The sequence below is a fragment of the Paenibacillus polymyxa M1 genome (assembly GCF_000237325.1).
GTDB classification, from domain to species: domain Bacteria; phylum Bacillota; class Bacilli; order Paenibacillales; family Paenibacillaceae; genus Paenibacillus; species Paenibacillus polymyxa_C.
This window is the reverse complement of sequence record NC_017542.1, coordinates 3,338,486-3,353,367: the sequence shown is the minus strand read 5'-3', so window position 1 is coordinate 3,353,367 and position 14,882 is coordinate 3,338,486. Positions and strand designations below refer to the sequence as shown.

The window sequence follows — 14,882 nt, the reverse complement described above, 5'->3', positions numbered from 1 at the left end:
GATTTTACCGAGTTGTATAGGGGGAATTGAGCTTTCATGGTTGCGTAATCCAGATTAATCGGGCTATGATGGGAGAAAATACCGGACGACAGGACACGGGAAGTTCCGGCTCACAGAGAGGATGAAGGACTTTGACGTATCAGGAAGCTCAGCCATTCGGTGTGGCACTTATACAAGCTCATATAGAGATAGGAAATCCCCCCGAAAACCACAGTCATATCCGATCTTTAATGGAACAAGCGGTGAAGGCCGAACAAAAGCCAGATCTGATTGTTCTACCGGAAATGTGGAATACGGGTTATGCCTTGGATCGCATTCATGAGCTGGCGGACGAAGAAGGGACGGAGACTCGGGCATGGATAGCAGCATTTGCCGCCACCCATCAAGTGAATGTAGTAGCAGGGTCAATCGCAGAGAAAAAAAGCGACGGTCATGTGTATAATACGATGCTCGTTTTTGACCGTACAGGCAAAGAGATAGCTTCGTACTCCAAAATTCATCTGTTCCGACTTATGGATGAAGAGAAATATTTACAGCCTGGCGAGGAAAAGGTTGTATTCGCACTGGATGGCGGGATTCAGGCTGGGGCGTCAATCTGCTACGATATCCGTTTTCCTGAACTGGCCCGCAGTCTGGCTCTGTCCGGCGCAAATTTGCTAATCGTACCCGCAGAATGGCCTCATCCCCGGCTTCATCACTGGCGTACCCTGCTGACCGCACGGGCTATTGAAAATCAGATGTATGTCATCGCTTGTAACCGGGTAGGTCGTAGCGGAGATACCGATTTCTTCGGGCATTCGCTCATCATAGATCCATGGGGAGAAATGATTGCCGAGGGCGGAGAGCAAGAGCAGATTCTCACAGGATCAATTGAATCAGCCTTGGTTCAGGACGTGCGTGGGCGTATTCCGGTGTTTGAAGATCGGCGTCCCCTGCTGTATGACCGATAGTCAGTGTAGAAAGGATAATCCATGCTTAAGGAACGTATTGAATTTTTGTGTAAAAAGAAAAACCTATCCCGTAAAGAGTTGGTAGACGGATTGGTTACACCTGCACATTTTGCGAATATACTGGCTGATCGTTACCCGCTGGCCGAGGATCTGGCTGAGCAAATTGCTGAACGGCTAGGTGTACAACCTTCCTACCTATTGCGCGCATCAGCAGAAGATGAGGAGACGCTGGCTACAGCGGATAAGATTTTCACAGAGCTGTCCAAACTGGCTAATCCCGCTACGGAAAGCTATGTGGATCAGTTGGAGGATCGCAACGATTCGCTCGTGGTGGAATTGACGACTTATTTAATGAAGGCTGTTTATTTTCAACAGTTAAATGACCCAACGGCCTATGATTATTTGCATCAAACCTATTTGAATTTTTACTTGGAGAAGTTTGGTCGCTCGGATGAGGTGGAGCTGCCTGTACCGCTAAAAAAAGCAATTTTATTTTATAAAATTCAGTATTTCCGCTCTAAAAATCATTATTATGATGTACTAAATAATGTTACGCAGCTAATCCGTCTGGTGGAAGAAGGGACGGAAAACTGGCTCAATGCGCAAAACATTATGATGGAGGCCTGCATTCAGGTCAAGCAATTTGATCAGGCAAAGCAGGTATTTGAGCAGACGATGCGCAGAGTATATGATGATCGGCTTTTTCACCGTTTGACGGGTCTGTATGTGGCTTACAGCGGATATTGTTTTGCTATGGGTTCTGTACAGGAAGCACTGTTAACGTTGTCTATGGCGGAGGCCAATTTGGTCTATTTGGAAAATGCAGCAGATATGCTCACGACGATCCTGAACAATCGGATTATTATGCTGACGTCGATTGGCGAGCTGGATAAGGCCTTGGAGGAAGTGGTGCGTTTTGAAGCACTGGTGAGTCGGGAGCGAGAGGAAATGCAACAAATGATGCTGCCCGTTACGCTGATATATCGCTGCGAGATTGCGTTTGCCCGGAAAAACTGGGGGCTGCTCTCACAGCATCTGGATCAGCTGCGTAAAACTAATCTGACAACGGATCAGCAAATGGGGCTTGATTTTTATGAAAGCCAGCTTGCGCTTGCCCAGGGAAAACAGGATGCTTTTTGGAAGCATGCTCAGCAATGCTTGCCTTATTTTGAAGCCCTCCAGCATCCTGCGCGGCTTGAGCAACTATATGAAACGCTGGCTGTAGTGTCCGAGGACAGTCGTCGTTATAAAGAATCATCAGCCTATTATCGTAAACTGGTCTATCTTTTGCGTAAAAAATAGTCTGATGCATTCGTTTTTCACAAAACGATCAGATGATCGTGTAAAAGAATGCTCCGAAGTGCGCAAAATTTTGTGCAAACTGCCCCAAAGTTCAAAACTAAACCGACAAAATACAGTTTAAAGCTGCTGTTTTTTCGGTTTTTTTGTATGTGCCAAAACATATTGTGATGCCGGATACCGTCTTCTATACTGAATTCATAAGGCACAACAACAATACAAAATATGAGGTGCAGCCACATGATGAACTTTTTCGGCAAGAAGAAAAAACAGCAGGATGCGATAGAACATGCAGATCAACTGATGAATAAGGGCTTATCCGGATTACTTATGAAAGGTCTGGTCCCCAAAGAGCATCGGGAACAGATCAACCAGAGCTTAAACTCGGCAAGACAAGCTCAAGCAGCGGCTAACGGTGGATTGGCGATGGCAGCGACTGCGGTTGTCATTTCGGTAACAGATACCGGGAAGCTCGTAAATTTTGATCCGATTGTGGTGCTTGTACTAGATGTGACGGAAGTTAACGGCAATCGATACCAAAAAACACTGGAAACACTCGTTTCCAAGCTGCAAATTCCGCGGCCCGGAGATACAGTGGGGCTGGGTAGCAATCCGGTAAATCCATCAGAGCTGATTTATATGGGGCTGGTGACAGCATAAATGATTGGAGCGTTTCACCATTCTTGCGGGCATATTTTTAAAATAGATGATTGAAAAAGGGGTTTTGGAGGATGAAAGGATTTTTGAGTCTGATTGGGGTACTTCTGGTGTTTGGCGTAGGGTTTTCGCCTTTTCTGGCTGAATATTTATGGGATGATCCATTTTTGATTATGGATGCTCCGTGGTATCGGCCGTTAATTTATACAGGATTTGCGCTTATATTTCTACCGGGTATTTTAGGTCTATTTTTTGGAGGCGGTAAAGTCAAGAAGGGTGTTCCTGGAGTGGGAATCATTACAAGTGTTCAACAAACAGGGACTTATGTAAATAATCAGCCGCAGGTAAAGCTCGGGTTGACCGTAACCAAACAGGGAGAAGACAAATATGATACTGCTTTGACGACAATTATTCCTTTGACCTCCATGGCTCAATTTCAGCCGGGCTCGATCGTTCCGTTGATCGTATCTGAGAAAGACAAAATGAAGGTAGGTCTTGACCTGAAAGGTCAGGTGTCGCAAATGGATTTGCAAGCGTTAATGAATGAGCAGATGGTCAAGCAGGGCGTATCGCCTGAGCTGATGGAAATTGCCAAAACCGGTGAGCAAGCCTATGCGAAGATACTGGATGTCACACCCATGGGGGAAGCGGGGCCCAATAAAATCAAGCTTCAATTTACGCTGACAGTGACGAAAAGCAGTGGCGAAACATTTAATGTAACCACGCAAAAGGATGTTTTCTCTTCCCAACTATCCAAACTGCAGCAGGGAAGCATAATAGAGGTTATATATTCGCCTCAAGATCCTTCGAAACTGGTTATTAAGACACAAGTAAGTGAAGCCGACGTGCAGCAAGCATTTGGTTCTTCCCGATAAAAAAATTGTCCCGCCTGTTTCAGATACAGCCTATAGGTGTATTATAATAGTATCCCGACACCAGGAGGTTGATAACGATGGATAACCAAAGTAGATCCGAACTGGCGAATAGGGATGGCCTGTCGCGGCCGAGAGGCTTAAATAGACAGGTTGTCGGAAACAACTATGAAATGGGCTATGATCAGGACAAAAGTCCACCACATCTAGGGAGACCCTGATCACAACAAGGCGAGGACAGACACTTTGGGATCACACAGCACATTGGAACTGAGGTAGGACATTCTTGGATACCAAGACTAGAGACCTTAAGGAAAGAAGTGATGCGGGATGGATAAAGTGGAGTTTCCGAGCAAGCGTAGAGTAATCAGGCGAGGCTGACATGAATTTCAAATGAACATGAAATGTGGTTCGTTGAAGACAGATGGAAGCAACATCGCAACAGTGTAATCGAACCCGTGATCTAATTGCAGTATTGAAAGTATAGGGGCGAAGCCCCAGGGCCGTCTTCCTCTCTGGCTTGGGCTGGGGAGGAAGACGGTCATTTTCACGTTCGAGGCTACTTTTGAGAAAGTTGCTTGACCGTTTCTCGGAAGGTATCAATAAAAGCTTCGGCAGCTTTAGACAAATAACGTCCGTTCCGGTAAGCAATCGCTAGGGTGCGGCTGGGGGTAGGTTCGGCTAGTGGCAGCAATGCTGGAACAAACTCGCTACTGGCGGCCCGTGCGATAAAACGGGGGACGAGTGTCACGCCCATACCTGTCGCAACGAGCGATTGGAGTGTCTCCATATTAGTGCTTTCAAACACCACATTGGGTTCAAAGCCTGCTTGATGACACAGATCCATCGTCAGCTTGCGAAAGCCTTGCCCTTTTTTCAGGACGACAAAAGGCTCGTCTTTAAGTTCTTCCATATGCACGGGCTGCGGCTGGTCACCGATTTTACGCACGGCTAGGGGATGACCCGGAGGAACGGCGAGATCAATCCATTCTTCACCGATGGGCACATAAGAAAGTGTAGGTTCTACTAAGGGAAGAGAGAGCAGGCTGAGATCGGTATCGCCACTTGCCGTTTTTTTCTCCAGATTCATGGAGGAATCTTCGACTAACACGATTTCAATGTCTGGATGAGCCCTCTTGAATACAGGCAGCACATGCGGCAGCAAATGGGAGCCCGTGATAGGCATGCTGCCAACGACGACCTTCCCTTTTCTCAGTTGAGAGATATCGTCCATTTCCTGTCGGAGTTGCTCCACCGCGTCGACTATTTTTTTTGCCTTTTCCACAAAGCTTGCTCCGGCATGTGTTAATTCCACCGTGCTGGTGTTGCGTTGAAACAACAGCACCCCAAGCTCTTTTTCCAGTTTGGACAATTGCTGGCTCAAAGAAGGCTGGGCAATATGCAGTTTTTCTGCGGCACGTGAGAAGTTTTTTTCCGCTGCAATTTGCAGGGTGTACTGAAGCTGTCTGAACTCCATCGAATTTCATGCTCCTATCTTATAAGCTTTTCCTATTACATTATAGACTGATTATACAATAATAAAATTAAATGCCCAATCCTAACGAATCTTATGTGTCACAAGTTTTATATAGATGAAGTGTTTTTTCACAAATAGCGCCTTTTAATACAGATAATGAATTCCCTTAACATTCTCCTGATAAAACCTAATTAATCTTAGTTCTGGTTGTACAAAAAAGGTCTGGGAGGAAAATGAATGCTAAAATGTTGGGGGATACATACGAAAAAATCGGTGGCTGCACTCGTAGCGACAATGATGCTAACCGTAAGCGGCGGGACAGCGATGGCAGTCGAGAAGGATACATCAATTAAAAATGTAATTATTCTGATTCCAGACGGTATGGCTAATGACGCTACTGCACTGGCTAGATGGTACAAAGGATCATCTTTAACGTTAGACAGCATGGCAAGCGGCATGGTGCGCACGCATTCCGCGGATGCACCGATTGCCGATTCTGCTCCAGCGGGTACAGCTTTTGCCACAGGACATAAATCACATACTGGCTATGTAGGTGTTCTTCCGGATGAAGCGACGATGCCTGGACAACAACCGATCGCAGCAGGTGATGCCAAAAAACCTGTAGCTTCCATTCTGGAGGCTTCCAAGCTAGCAGGGAAATCGACCGGAATTATTGCTACTTCGGAGATTATGCATGCGACACCAGCTGATTTTACCGCACATTATCCTGACCGTAAAAATTATGATGCACTCAGCATGCAACAAGCCTACAACGGAGTTGACGTTGTGTTAGGTGGAGGAGGCAAGTTTTTGGAGCCAGCAGGGCGTAAGGACGGCCAAGATATAATTGCTCAAATTAAAGACCAGGGCTATGATTTTGTCACAACACCTGAAGGGTTGAAAAATTCGACCTCCAACAAGCTCTGGGGCAGCTTTTCTCCCGAAGCCCTCGCGTATAACTTGGATCGCGATGCATCCAAGGAACCTAGTTTGGCAGAAATGACAACGAAAGCCATTGATGTGTTATCCAAAAATGATAAAGGCTTTTTCTTAATGGTAGAAGGCAGTAAAGTGGATTGGGCTGCACATGCTAATGATCCAACGGGAATTATTAGTGACGTGCTTTCATTTGACGATGCCGTGAAAGTGGCTCTGGATTACGCCAAGCAAAATCAAAATACTGTCGTCGTAGCAGTGACAGACCACGGAAACGGTGGATTGACGATTGGTAGCAGTGATACAACTAGCAATTATGACAAAACGCCTTTGGCTTCTTTTATAGACCCGCTGAAAAAAGCGAAGCTAACGGGGGAAGGCTTGGAAGCCAAGCTGAATGCAGATCGCAGCAATATTAAAGAGGTGCTTTCCACGTATTTTGGCATCACCGATTTGACAGACGAAGAAGTAAAGACAATTAAAAATGCTAAAGAAGGTAGCATGAATTATGCCGTCGGACCGATGATTAGCAAACGTGCCAATATTGGCTGGACTACGGGTGGACATACAGGAGGCGATGTTGTGTTGTACACGTACGCGCCGAACGGAGACCGTCCATCCGGTGTAATCGACAATACGGATGTAAATAAGTATATGACACGTGTACTTGGACTGGATTTGGATACAGTCAGCAAGCAACTGTTTGTTCCTGCAAAAGCCGCTTTTGAAGCTAAAGGAGCCAAGTTTACTGCAGACACAAAAGTCATTACAGTGACCAAAGGCAGTAACAAGCTGGAGCTTCCAGTATACAAAAATATTGCTACACTCAATGGTAAAAATTCTACGCTCAACGGTGTAGTCGTATTTAACGGCGTTGATTATTTTGTACCCCAGCAAGCGATTGATTTGATTCAGTGATAAACAGAACCATCGACAGAAGCTGTTTCTTCCATAAGGGAGGAGGCAGCTTTTTTTTGTGTAGAGATGAATATGTAGTTTTTAAGTTGAGAATGAAATTGGTTTTCAGAAAATGGGATTTTTTGTGAAACTAGTCACGTTATATTCTCTCTAATGTTGCTAGAATAATACATGTACGATATAAGTCGCTGATGATGTAAAGTCCGGATGGACGAGGGAAGAAGGGATGAGTCACGGACGAATTATTACTGCGTCTGGCTGATGGCAAGGAATGGACGCATACAGAAATGACGGAACTGCTAACACGTCTGGATAGTGAGCCGGCGCTACGAGCTCAACTGCGTCAACTGGCAGCTCGCACCAAATTGGAGCGTTATGGCAAAGGTGTTTTTTTACGAGGATTAATTGAATTCTCAAGTATATGTCGTCAGGATTGCATGTATTGTGGGCTGCGTGCTTCGAATAAACAGGCAGACCGTTACCGTTTGCAGCCGGAAGAAATTCTGGCCTGCTGTGCGGAGGGGTATGAACTGGGTTATCGGACCTTTGTTTTGCAAAGTGGGGAAGATTACTGGTTTACGGCTGCTCGGCTGACGAAACTAATTCGGGAAATTAAAAGCCGTTTTGCAGATGTGGCGGTTACATTGTCCATCGGTGAACGGGATGACGAAACTTATGAGCGATTATACGAGGCGGGTGCGGACCGTTTTTTGCTCCGGCATGAGACAGCTTCACCCAGTTTGTACGCCAAGCTGCATCCGACGATGACGATCGAAAGCAGGCGTAGCCGTCTGCTGGCTTTGCAACGTATCGGCTTTCAGATCGGGGCTGGATGTATGGTGGGATTGCCAGGACAAACGAACAGTGAATTAGCAGACGATTTGGTCTATTTGCATAGTCTGTCCCCAGATATGATCGGGATTGGCCCCTTTTTACCACATAGCAACACGCCGCTTCGTGAGGCCAGCCAGGGGAGCATGGAAAAGGCACTTGATATCATCTCATTATCCCGATTGGTCGTTCCAGATGCGCTTATTCCGGCATCCACGGCCATGGGGACGATTCATCCCCAAGGAAGGGAGAAGGCGCTTCAGGCGGGAGCGAATGTGGTGATGCCTAATTTGTCGCCACTGGCGGTGAGGCCTAAGTATGCGATTTATGAGAATAAAATATGTTTGGGTGATGAGTCTGCCCAATGTAGACATTGCTTGGAGCTGCGGATCCGTGGAGCTGGATTTGAAGTTGATATGGGGCGCGGCGATAGTTTGAGAGTGCAACGACAGCTTATGAGACAGGGGACAGTGTGAGAACGTGACGGAAACATTGCAGTAACCATAAATAAGGAGATGGGTATACGTGAGTGGAGTACGGGAGAAAGTGTCGGCGGATTTTATTAATGAAGCAGAGATTATGGCTGCAGTGGAGCAGGGGAAACAAGAGGCAACCAATCGACAACGCATTTTGGAAATTTTAGAAAAGGGTAGAGCCTGCCGCGGACTGAATGCAAGTGAAGCGGCGGCTCTTTTGCATGTGGATGATCCTGAATTATTGGAAGAGATGTTCAAATCTTCGAGGGCAGTCAAAGAGCAGATTTATGGCAATCGGATTGTGCTGTTCGCTCCTTTATATGTAAGCAATCATTGCGTTAATAACTGCGAATATTGTGGTTATAAACATACCAATGATAGCTTTACGCGTAGCCGCTTGACCCCGGAGGAATTGGTGGAAGAGGTCAGAGTACTTCAAGAACTGGGACACAAGCGACTCGTACTGGAAGCGGGCGAAGACCCAGTCCATTGTCCCATTGACTATATCGTTGATTGTCTGCGCCAGATCTATGAGGTCAAAGTAGATAACGGCAGCATTCGGCGGATCAATGTGAATATTGCATCCACTACCGAAGAGGATTATCGGAAGTTGGCAGAGGTGGGTATTGGAACGTATATTCTATTTCAGGAAACGTATCACCGAGAAAGCTATCGCAAATTTCACTTACAAGGACCAAAACGGGACTTTGATTGGCACACCACCGCAATGGACCGGGCTATGCGTGCAGGTATAGATGATGTGGGGATCGGTGTGTTGTACGGTTTGTATGATTTCCGCTATGAAACTGTAGCCATGCTGAAACACGCCGAGCACTTGGAAGAAGTCTTTGGCTGTGGGCCTCACACGGTCTCGGTTCCACGCTTGCGTCCGGCTGAAAATGTAGACCTGGAGCGATATCCGTACTTGGTCAACGATGATGATTTTATGAAAATTGTATCCGTCCTTCGACTGGCTGTCCCTTATGCTGGTATGATCCTGTCTACACGCGAGGAGCCGGAATATAGAGACCGTGTCATTGGTTTAGGCGTGTCACAGATTAGTGCTGGATCAGCTACGGGCGTAGGGGCCTATGCCAAACAGGACACGGAGGATAAGCCTCAATTTGAGGTGGGAGACCATCGCTCACCATCGGAAATTATTAAAAGTCTGTGCCGTGGCGGATATATGCCAAGCTACTGTACAGCTTGCTACCGTGAGGGACGAACCGGAGATCGCTTCATGGAGCTTGCCAAATCCGGACAAATTCATAATGTGTGCCAGCCGAATTCGCTGCTGACCTTCCAAGAATATCTACTGGATTATGGGGATGAGGAGGCACGTGAACTGGGAGCTGCCGCGTTGCGAGAGAATCTGGAGCGTATCCCACGTGAATCGACGCGCCGTTTGACGCTCGACAGACTTGAACGATTAGAAGCAGGCGAGCGCGATTTGTATTTTTAGCATTATATATTATTGGCAGTATCCTTTCACGTCACGCTATGAAAATTCTTATTATTAATAATAATAGCATTTGAACATACAAAAACAGCCGCGCTGATTCCAACGCGGCTGCTTTTGTATGTCTAGAGAAAAAATATTAATGATGAGATTTTAAGAATAACTTCCGGCTTCAGCCGCTTGCTCCCAGGCCAGCATAGCAGATGGGAAGCATTCAATAGCACGGGGGAAGACCCCCTGGACATAAGCGATAAAAACACCATAGTTCACAATCGGCACGCCGGCCGCTTTCGTTTCAGACATTCGGTGAAGCATTGTACGCCGATTGAGCATGCAGGCACCGCAATGAATAACCAACGCATATTCACTCAAATCGTCAGGGAAACTGGAGCCGGATGCATGCTCGATAATGAGACGTTTGCCTATCGTTTGGCGGAGCCAACGAGGGATCTTCACTCGACCAATATCGTCAGATTGGCATTGGTGAGTGCAGGCTTCGGCAATGAGTACACGGTCTCCATCCTTGAGGCGATCAATGGCTCTTGCCCCTCGCACCAGTTCGTCCAGATCGCCTTTATGACGGGCAAACAGAATAGAGAAAGAGGTAAGAGGTACATCCTTGGGTGTGTCGGCTGCGACTTTCATAAAGACCTGTGAATCGGTAATGACCAGGCGGGGCTTGCGCCCCAGTCGCTCCAGCGTCAAACGTAGTTCATGCTCTTTGGTCACTACAGCGATGGCATCGCTCTCTAGCGTATCACGGATCGTTTGCTGCTGCGGCAGAATCAATCGACCCTTTGGCGCAGCTTTATCGATAGGAACCACCAGCACGACCAGATCGCCAGGTGATAACAAGTCACCTACGATGCGGAAGCGATCTTCGTTTTGGGGGAGTGTATTCGTGATGGCCTTTTTCAGTTCAGTGTCCCCCCGAAGCATAGCGGCACTGAAAGGAATCAGTGTGAGATTCAATTCGTTCCCCAGCGTTGCAGCCATCGGATCTGATTCAGCAAGGGTATCTATTTTATTAAGTACCCCAATGACAGGAATCTTTTTAGTGCGTAGCTTTTCAAGCAGCTCATGCTCGAATGGTCCGACGCCAACAGTGGCGTCGATGACCAGCAGAGCCAAGTCTGTACTATTAAGAATTTCTAGCGTTTTGTTGCGGCGCAGCTCCCCGATCTCACCCTCATCGTCCAGTCCGGCGGTATCCACCAGAACAATGGGACCCGCAGGAAGTAGCTCCATCGGCTTGAAAACGGGGTCCGTAGTCGTTCCTCCTATAGGTGATACCACAGCGGCGGGCTGGCCGGTCAAGGTGTTCAGAATGCTGGATTTGCCTGCATTTCGGCGACCAAGCAGAACGATATGTGGTCGGTTGCTTCTCGGGGTATCATTCATTCCCATGGTGAGTTCCTTCTTCCTGCCCCGGAATTCCGGGCTTGGTAACGGTATAGGGATGGCACAATTGGTCAATCCGCGCACGGGTCAGTTGACCGCGATCCTCTGCAATATCCTCTGGTGAGCGCCCCTGTGCAATGGCTGCTGATGCAATGGAAGCAGCTTCATCATAGCCAAGTTCCGCGACTAGCGCAGAAGCCATCACAGCTGAGCTGTGCAGATTAGCAGAGCAGCGTTCCTCATGTACGATCAGACCGCGCACACACCGTTCCTCGAACAGTTGAACGGCATTGCTGAGAATGTGCAGAGATTCCAGCAGCGACTCGGCAATCAACGGTAGGAACGCGTTCAGCTCCAGCTGTCCAGAGGCAGCAGCCATCGTGATAGCCGCATCATTGGCCATCACGCGCATCGCTGTCAATCCGGCCATTTCTGCCATCACCGGATTGACCTTGCCTGGCATAATAGAGGAGCCAGCTTGGACCGGAGGCAGCATGTATTCACCGATACCACCGAAAGGACCAGAGGCCAGCAGACGAAAATCGCCAGATATTTTGAGCAGATTTACGGCAGCGGATTTAAGTAGACCCGATACCTCAACGAAGACATCCATATTTTGAATCGGGTCCATGGGGTGGTCGCTACGACATAGTCCTAATCCAGTCTCGTCCGCCAGCTTTTCGACCATCCGGTAGCTGTAAGCCCGAGGCGCATTCATACCTGTGCCAATCGCCGTGCCTCCAATTGGGATTTCTCGCAGCCGTTCTTCGGCTTTATAGAGGCGCCAACGGTCACGCGCTATAGCTTTTGCGTAGGCACCAAAGCCTTGCCCGGCCATCATAGGCAGGGCATCCATTAGCTGTGTGCGGCCTAGCTTGAGCAGGTCGGCATATTCTATTTCTTTTTGCTGTAAAGTATTTTGTAACGAAGACAGCGTGTCACATAAAGGGCGCAGCAGGCGTATCGCAGCAATTCGTAGCGCCGTAGGATAGACATCATTCGTAGATTGGCAGCAGTTCACATCATCCAGCGGATGTACAAGCTCATATTGCCCTGGCTGCCCCCCTAGCTGTACGATGGCCAAATTAGCAATGACCTCATTTACATTCATATGGGTACTGGTGCCTGCGCCGCCTTGCATGGCATCTACGGTAAACATATCTTGATGCCGTCCAGCGAGTAATTCATCGCAGGCATTTACAATGGCAGATACCCGGTGAGTAGGTAGCCGTTTCTGCTCACCATTGACTTGAGCAGCCGTTTTTTTCACCAATACAAGAGCCTGAATCAGGTTTCTGTTCACGGGCCTGCCGCTGACTGCAAAATTGTTCATCGCACGTGCGGTGTGAATACCGTACAAGGCCTCCGCAGGAATTTCCATGTCTCCTAGTGCATCCCGTTCGGTCCGCATAACTTTGACCAGAGGAGAAGACGGAGTCATGTTATAGACCCGTCGCCGGAATACGTGTCATATGCAGCAGCTGACGTGCACTTGCAGCTCGTTTTTCCTCAACCCGTGCATGAACCAGATCTGGCTCGACCAGCTTGAGGGCTTGCGTTGGACATTTTCCAATACAGGCCGGTCCGCCATCCACACCTTCGCACAAATCACATTTGCTGGCAATCATGCGTTCTTTGGGTTGCAAACGACCCGACACATTAGTGTACAGTCCGTCTTGCACGACCGGCTGTCCGTCTCTGTATTGAGGCACCATGGTAATCGCGCCGTAAGGGCAGGCGATCATGCAGGTTTTACAGCCAATGCAACTTTCACTGTTAATAAGAATGCAGCCGTCTGCGTTCGTAATGGAGCCGTTCGGGCAAGCATTAGCACATGGAGCATCCTCACAGTGACGACACTGGACAGGTGCGGTGACTCCAAAGGATTTGATCACCTTTAAGCGAGGGTGAAAATGAAACTCGTCATCTGGCGAGATAAAAGGGTTCTCCGATGAATGTGCGATAACACATGCGATTTCACAGGTACGACAGCCGATACACTGATCGGGATCAGCTAAAACAAAACGATTCATACTAACTCGACTCCTCTCTAACTAACGGCAAATTATAATTTCTAATGATTATATCTATGTGTTGAACGTACTAATGAATGGGATAATCGATATGTCCTTTGACGGACATATCACTGCTGCGGCTCTGCCTGCCGGGTCCACGCTTTTGAAAGGTCGTGTGCAGCAGATGGTGTGATACATGACCTAGCGGCTCACCTAGAAATTCATCGTACAGCTTGATGATAAAAGGATTCTCATGCGATTTGCGCACCTGAGATGCAGCATCATGTCCATAGATGGACGATTTACGCGCACGATAAGCCTCGATTTTTTGTTTTTCTAACATGAGCTTGGGTTGCCCTCCTCCGCTGATACACCCAGCTGGACAGCCCATCACCTCAATAAAATGATAATCACATTCGCCTGCCTGCACACGATCCAGGAGCTGATAGGCATGCTGGAGTCCAGCGACGACCGCTACCTTGAGCTGCAATTCGCCCACCTGTACCTCCGCTACTCGAATGCCTTCCTCGCCACGGACAAAATCCAGCTGGAGCTTTGGCAGCTTCTCATTCGTCAGCAGTTCATAACCTGTGCGGATGGCAGCTTCCATAACTCCTCCAGTTACACCAAAAATAGTACCTGCGCCTGAATATTGCCCTAGCGGTGCATCAAATTCCTCATCAGGCAGGTTCATAAAATCAATGCCTTGTTGCTTGATCCAGTATGCAAGCTCACGCGTGGTCAATACCTCATCCACATCACGATAACCGTCGGATTCCATTTCGGGACGATCGCATTCAAATTGTTTACAGGTACATGGCATGATCGCGACGCTGTAAATATTCGCAGGCTCCACCTCATCCAGCTGTGCACCATAGGTCTTGACCAGCGCTCCCACCATTTGCATTGGCGATTTGCAACTGGATAGATGGTCTAGCAGATCGGGGTATTCAATCTCGGCAAAACGGACCCAAGCTGGACAGCAGGATGTGAACATCGGTAACGGTCCACCCTCGGTTACGCGGCGAATCAACTCAGTGCCTTCTTCCATGATGGTTACGTCAGCTCCGAAATTCGTATCATATACTCGATCAAAGCCGAGGCGACGAAGGGCAGCGGCCATTTTTCCGGGTGTTAGGGTACCAAACGGCATACCAAATTCCTCCGCGAGTGACACACGAATGGCTGGGGCGCACTGCACGATTCGAAGCTGTCCTGGCTTCTTCATCATGTCAGCTACCTTATTCAGGCTGTAGCTATAATAGGCAGCAAAGAGCGGTTCGCCGGTGTCGGCAGGCATATCGCGTTCACGTATACGTTCCTGACGTTTGATGGCGGCTGCCTGCGGAGATGAATCTGCCCAATCTGTGGCGTATACGCTGCAGATTTGCACACATTGACCGCAAATAACACAGCGGTCTGCGTTCACGGTTTGAGGTTCTCCAGGCAGTCCCTCTATGGCATCTACCGGACAAACACCCGCACAGCGTCTGCATCCAGTACAGAGCGTTGGGTCAATATGAATGACGGGGTCTGTAGAATCAGACGTCCTCATACATGGAGGCGAAGAGATCTTGTCTGTTGTTGACAT

13 protein-coding genes are annotated in these 14,882 nt (G+C 48.1%); 8 read left to right on the top strand and 5 right to left on the bottom strand.

The features are described from left to right. Positions 1-131 precede the first annotated feature (131 nt). The 5 genes from PPM_RS15015 (at position 132) to PPM_RS29665 (ending at position 3,999) form a co-directional block, all read left to right on the top strand. Positions 132-950, top strand: coding sequence for a carbon-nitrogen family hydrolase (locus PPM_RS15015; RefSeq protein WP_013371615.1), 819 nt, complete (start codon positions 132-134; stop codon positions 948-950). A gap of 21 nt (positions 951-971) precedes the next feature. Continuing rightward, entirely contained in the window at positions 972-2,252 is a 1,281-nt protein-coding gene (locus PPM_RS15010; protein ID WP_013371614.1) for a helix-turn-helix domain-containing protein, read from the top strand. Positions 2,253-2,489: 237 nt separating this feature from the next. Continuing rightward, positions 2,490-2,909, top strand: coding sequence for a hypothetical protein (locus PPM_RS15005; protein WP_013371613.1), 420 nt, complete (start codon positions 2,490-2,492; stop codon positions 2,907-2,909). A gap of 71 nt (positions 2,910-2,980) precedes the next feature. Then, positions 2,981-3,781, top strand: coding sequence for a DUF3592 domain-containing protein (locus PPM_RS15000; protein WP_013371612.1), 801 nt, complete (start codon positions 2,981-2,983; stop codon positions 3,779-3,781). Positions 3,782-3,858: 77 nt separating this feature from the next. After that, positions 3,859-3,999 carry a hypothetical protein gene (locus tag PPM_RS29665; RefSeq protein ID WP_165082404.1) on the top strand — a complete coding sequence of 47 codons (141 nt, stop codon included), beginning with the start codon at positions 3,859-3,861 and terminating at the stop codon, positions 3,997-3,999. A 338-nt stretch (positions 4,000-4,337) separates the two neighbouring features. Here the strand turns inward: PPM_RS29665 and PPM_RS14995 are convergent, their stop codons facing one another. Further along, the gene (locus PPM_RS14995) at positions 4,338-5,255 is read right to left on the bottom strand and encodes a LysR family transcriptional regulator (RefSeq protein ID WP_013371611.1); all 918 of its coding nucleotides are present in this window, start codon (positions 5,253-5,255) and stop codon (positions 4,338-4,340) included. 237 nt (positions 5,256-5,492) lie between these two features. Between PPM_RS14995 and PPM_RS14990 the strand changes: the two genes are divergently transcribed. The 3 genes from PPM_RS14990 to hydG all read left to right on the top strand — a co-directional run bounded on the left by PPM_RS14990 (position 5,493) and on the right by hydG (position 9,878). Next, the gene (locus tag PPM_RS14990) at positions 5,493-7,109 is read left to right on the top strand and encodes an alkaline phosphatase (RefSeq protein WP_013371610.1); all 1,617 of its coding nucleotides are present in this window, start codon (positions 5,493-5,495) and stop codon (positions 7,107-7,109) included. 254 nt (positions 7,110-7,363) lie between these two features. Continuing rightward, positions 7,364-8,416, top strand: a complete 1,053-nt coding sequence (gene hydE, locus PPM_RS14985) for a [FeFe] hydrogenase H-cluster radical SAM maturase HydE (protein ID WP_267127973.1) — start codon at positions 7,364-7,366, stop codon at positions 8,414-8,416. Between the two features lie 49 nt (positions 8,417-8,465). Next, positions 8,466-9,878 carry a [FeFe] hydrogenase H-cluster radical SAM maturase HydG gene (gene hydG / locus PPM_RS14980; RefSeq protein WP_013371608.1) on the top strand — a complete coding sequence of 471 codons (1,413 nt, stop codon included), beginning with the start codon at positions 8,466-8,468 and terminating at the stop codon, positions 9,876-9,878. Positions 9,879-10,028: 150 nt separating this feature from the next. Here the strand turns inward: hydG and hydF are convergent, their stop codons facing one another. The 4 genes from hydF to PPM_RS14960 all read right to left on the bottom strand — a co-directional run bounded on the left by hydF (position 10,029) and on the right by PPM_RS14960 (position 14,882). Beyond that, the gene (gene hydF, locus PPM_RS14975; RefSeq protein WP_013371607.1) at positions 10,029-11,282 is read right to left on the bottom strand and encodes a [FeFe] hydrogenase H-cluster maturation GTPase HydF; all 1,254 of its coding nucleotides are present in this window, start codon (positions 11,280-11,282) and stop codon (positions 10,029-10,031) included. After that, a complete protein-coding gene (locus PPM_RS14970) occupies positions 11,269-12,717 on the bottom strand; it encodes an aspartate ammonia-lyase (protein WP_014599973.1) in 1,449 nt (482 codons plus the stop codon). The genes hydF and PPM_RS14970 overlap by 14 nt, the downstream gene beginning before the upstream one ends. A 1-nt stretch (position 12,718) precedes the next feature. Next, positions 12,719-13,309, bottom strand: coding sequence for a 4Fe-4S dicluster domain-containing protein (locus tag PPM_RS14965; RefSeq protein WP_013371605.1), 591 nt, complete (start codon positions 13,307-13,309; stop codon positions 12,719-12,721). Positions 13,310-13,379: 70 nt separating this feature from the next. Next, the gene (locus PPM_RS14960; protein WP_014599972.1) at positions 13,380-14,882 is read right to left on the bottom strand and encodes a [FeFe] hydrogenase, group A; all 1,503 of its coding nucleotides are present in this window, start codon (positions 14,880-14,882) and stop codon (positions 13,380-13,382) included.